This is a genomic window from Janthinobacterium lividum (genome assembly GCF_011601275.1).
In the GTDB taxonomy this organism is placed as follows: Bacteria; Pseudomonadota; Gammaproteobacteria; order Burkholderiales; family Burkholderiaceae_D; genus Janthinobacterium; species Janthinobacterium lividum_E.
The window spans coordinates 1-335 of the sequence record NZ_JAAOLY010000068.1 but is presented as its reverse complement, the minus strand read 5'-3'; the positions used below and the strand labels follow the sequence as shown (position 1 = coordinate 335).

General features: G+C 52.5%; 1 protein-coding gene. It reads left to right on the top strand.

Annotation, left to right across the window (positions count from 1 at the left end):
• Positions 1–57 precede the first annotated feature (57 nt).
• Positions 58–222: a hypothetical protein gene (locus tag GYK42_RS28900; protein ID WP_166450289.1), complete on the top strand. Its 165-nt coding sequence runs from the start codon at positions 58–60 to the stop codon at positions 220–222.
• Positions 223–335: the final 113 nt, after the last annotated feature.

Here is a 335-nt window from a genome sequence, read left to right as displayed (position 1 = left end):
AAGCGTAATCTACGCTGCTAGCTGACAAAAAACGGCACCTTCGGGTGCCGTTTTTTTATGGCCGTTACTGTTGCCTCCACCGCACATGCAAAGTGGAAAGAAGCATGGGAAGTGGAAGAGCATCAAGTCCCACTGCTGCTCGATAAAGCCACCCTGGCCTGTGAAACCGCCGAAGATTTGCTGGCCATCGAAACCCAGCAACACCACCGCGACGAAGCGTAATCTACGCTGCTAGCTGACAAAAAACGGCACCTTCGGGTGCCGTTTTTTTATGGCCGTTACTGTTGCCTCCACCGCACATGCAAAGTGGAAAGAAGCATGGGAAGTGGAAGAGC

Bases quoted from the DNA above. Each gene is read 5' to 3' on its own strand.
- GYK42_RS28900 (WP_166450289.1), top strand. From the start codon at position 58: ATGGCCGTTACTGTTGCCTCCACCGCACATGCAAAGTGGAAAGAAGCA.